At 70.5% G+C, this 3,754-nt stretch carries 3 protein-coding genes; all 3 read left to right on the forward strand.

Going from position 1 to position 3,754, the window contains the following annotated elements; all coding sequences use genetic code 11:
- Window positions 1–729, forward strand: a 729-nt coding sequence (locus ACXJKL_RS16755) for a substrate-binding domain-containing protein (protein ID WP_457208155.1), incomplete at its 5' end; no start/stop codon positions are given.
- Between the two features lie 85 nt (window positions 730–814).
- Window positions 815–3,316 carry an ATP-binding cassette domain-containing protein gene (locus ACXJKL_RS16760; RefSeq protein ID WP_457208156.1) on the forward strand — a complete coding sequence of 834 codons (2,502 nt, stop codon included), beginning with the start codon at window positions 815–817 and terminating at the stop codon, window positions 3,314–3,316.
- A 20-nt stretch (window positions 3,317–3,336) separates the two neighbouring features.
- Window positions 3,337–3,754: alcohol dehydrogenase catalytic domain-containing protein (locus tag ACXJKL_RS16765; RefSeq protein ID WP_457208157.1), on the forward strand; the 418-nt coding region annotated here is incomplete at its 3' end.

Raw genomic sequence — 3,754 nt, forward strand, 5'->3', positions numbered from 1 at the left:
GCCCTGCGCACGTCGTTCCAGGCCGGCGTCGTCACGGTGCCCTACCGCGTCGACCCCGGGGGCGAGGACGGCGTCGACTACACGAAGTACATCGCGCTGGACTCGGTCAACGACGGCGTCAACTGGGGCAACTGGATCAAGGAGATCCTCCCCGACGGCGGCAACGTCTTGTTCCTGAGCGGGCCGAAGGGCAACAGCCAGGGCCTCGGCGAGGCCGAGGGGCTGGCAAACACCCTCGACCCGGAGAAGTACACGATGATCGGTGAGCAGCCCTTCGAGGTCACCAACTGGGACCCGGCGCTGAGCCAGAAGGTGCTCACGGCGGCGATCTCCAAGTACGACAAGATCGATGTGATCGTCAGCGACTTCGGGCCGTCCCTCGTCGGCGCGCTGCCGGAGTTCACGAAGGCCGGACGCTCGATCCCGGCGCTCGCGACCTCCGACGGCAACGTCCTGGGCTGCTTCTGGAAGGACAACGAGAAGGACAACCCCGACTTCAAGATGTTCTCCATCGCCACGGGCAACGACCACGTCCGCCTGGCCATGCAGTACGCCATCGCCGAGGCCACGGGCGGCGAGCTGCCGACCGAGGACACCCACCAGCACGCCGTCTTCGAGAACTCCGTGACCGGTGACCCCAACCCGGTGGAGTGCAAGTCCGACCYGCCCGGTGACATCTACCTCTCCGCGGAGATGTCGCCCGAGGACCAGGCTGCGCTGCTCAAGTGACCGCCGCGGCCGGTCGGGTGCCCTGCCACCCGGCCGGCCCGGCTACCCAGACCGGAGGGACCCCGACCCCGTGGAGGACGACGACATGACCGAGACGACCGCTGTGGCCGTGCGACCGCCGACGATGCTGCTGTCCGGCGTGTCCAAGAGCTATGCCGGTGTCGCCGCGCTGACCGACGTCTCCCTCGAGGTGCTGCCGGGCGAGGTGCACGCGCTGCTGGGGGAGAACGGTGCCGGCAAGTCGACGCTGATGGGTGTCGCCTCAGGGACCATCGAGCCCGACGGCGGCGTCCTGACGATCGACGGCGAGCAGCACGCCTCGCTGACGCCCGCGGCCGCCACGAGGTCCGGGATCGCGATCGTGCACCAGCACCCGGCCGTGCTCCCCGACCTCACGGTGGCGGAGAACCTGAGGCTGGCCCTCCCGTCGGACGTGCTCACGTCGGGAGGCCGGTCCGAGCGCGACGGGATGCGCGCGGTGCTGGACGACATCGACCTGGGGGTGCACCTCGAGGAGCGGGTCGACCACCTCTCGGTGGCCCAGAAGCACCTCCTCGAGCTGGCGAAGGCCTTCGCGGTCCGTCCGCGCATGCTCATCCTGGACGAGCCGACCGCCCCGCTCGGTCCCGACTCGGTCGACCTGCTCTTCGACCGGGTCCGGGCCCTCGCGGAGGCGGGCACGGCCGTCATCTACATCACCCACCGGCTCGCCGAGGTCCGGATGCTCGCCCAGCGAGTGACCGTGCTCCGTGACGGTCGGCTGCGCGGAAGCACCCTGGTGGACGCCGTCACCGACGACGAGCTCCTGGCGCTCATCGTCGGGCGGCAGCTGGACGCCACGTTCCCGCCGAAGCCGGCTGACGACGCGTTCGGCGACACCGTGCTCGAGGTCGCCGGGCTCTCGGGCGAAGGCTTCTCCGACGTCTCGATCACCGGGCGCCGCGGTGAGATCATCGGCGTCAGCGGGGTCGTCGGAAACGGCCAGAGCGACCTGCTCCGCGCCCTCGCGGGTCTCGCCGCCTTCGACGGCGATGTCTCCGTCTCGTCGAGACGGCGCAGCCAGCGCCAGCTGCGCAAGGTGTCGGGCTACATGCCCGCGGACCGGCACCACGACGGCCTGATGATGACCCTGTCGGTGCGTGAGAACGCTGCGCTCAACGGGCTGGAGCGGATGACTCGCGGTCCCTTCCTCAGCCGGTCGCGCGAGCTCGAGCTCGTGGGCCGCGAGCTCGGCGATCTGGACGTGCGTGCCCCCTCCATGGAGGCGGTCGTCGCGGCGTTGTCTGGCGGCAACCAGCAGAAGGTGGTGCTCGCGCGCACCCTGCTCGCCCGGCCGGCGATCCTGCTCGCCGACGAGCCCACCCAGGGCGTGGACGTCGGCGCCCGGGCGGAGATCTACCGGATCCTGCGCGAGGTCGCGGACGAGGGGATCCCCGTCATCGTCGCCTCCTCGGACGCCAAGGAGCTCGAGGGACTCTGCGACCGGGTGCTGGTCATGTCGCGTGGCCACGTGGTGGCAGACCTGACCGGGCCCGACGTCACCGAGGAGCGGATGATCCGTGCCGCGGTGGCGTCCACCCAGCACACGAGGCAGGCGACCCCTCAGCGGCGGGACGCCAGCCGCCCCGCCCTGCGCCGGTTCCTCGCCGGCGACTACGCCCCCGTGGCCATCCTCGCGGCGGTGATGCTCGGTCTCGGGGCCTACGTCTACAGCCAGAACACGCTCTACCTCTCGGCCTTCAACATCACCTCGATCATGAGGTTGGTCGCGGCACTGGGCTTCATCGCCGTCGGCCAGAACGTCGCCCTGCTGACCGGGGGCATCGACCTCTCGGTGGGCCCGCTGGCGGGGTTCCTCGTCGTGGTCGCCTCCTTCTTCGTCAACGACGGAGCCGCGGTGACGACGATGCTGCTCGGCTTCGGGCTGATGATCGGAGCCGCCGTGGCGACGGGCCTGGTCAACGGCACCCTGATCCGGCTCGGCAACTTCACCCCGGTGGCCGCGACCCTGACGACGTACATCGCCCTCCAGGGCTTCAGCTTCCTGCTCCGCGACGCTCCCGAGGGGGTCATCTCCGCGGACGTGACCGGTTTCGTGATGCGCAAGGTCGGCCCGGTGCCGCTCGCCTTCCTGGCCCTGGTGGTGGCCGTCGCGGCCATGGAGTGGGCGCTGCGCAGGACCGAGTGGGGACTGAGGATCCGTGCCGTCGGCTCGCACGAGGACTCGGCCCGCAAGCTCGGCGTGGGGGTGGGCCGCACGGTGGTCGGGGGCTACGTCATCACGTCGCTCTTCACCTTCCTCGGCTCCCTCGTCCTGCTGGCGCAGCTCGGCATCGGCGACCCTGCTCAGGGCGTCTCCTACACGCTCAGCAGCATCACCGCCGTCGTGCTGGGCGGCACCAGCCTGCTGGGCGGTCGCGGCACCTTCGTGGGCACCCTCCTCGGCGCCGGGCTCATCGTCCAGCTCCTCAACGCCACGACCTTCTTGGGACTCAGCCAGACGTGGCAGTACCTCTTCCAGGGCGGACTGATCGTCATCGCCGCCATCCTCTACAGCCGCGTCCGCGGCTCACACTCGCCCGCCTGACGGCCCCAGAAAGGACTCCCATGCTCGCGGCCCGCTTCCACGGACAGCACGACATCCGCATCGAGGACGTTCCCACCCCGACCCCCTCGGCACCCGACGACATCCTGGTCGAGGTGCACTGGTGCGGCATCTGCGGCACCGACCTGCACGAGTACGCCGTCGGGCCGATCGTCACCCCGACGACCCCCCACCCGCTGACCGGGGTGACCCTGCCCCAGACGCTGGGGCACGAGTTCTCGGCGACCGTGGTCGAGCTCGGCTCCGACGTGCGTGACGTGGCGGTCGGAGACCGGGTCGCGATCATGCCGGCGATCGTCTGCGGTCGCTGCTACTTCTGCCGACGCGGCCAGGGCCACCTGTGCCTGGTGTTCGCCTGCACCGGCCTCAGCGCCGAGACGGGCGGGCTCGCCCAGTACGCCGTCGTCAAGGAGTACCAGG

The organism is Nocardioides sp. P5_C9_2, assembly GCF_054049555.1.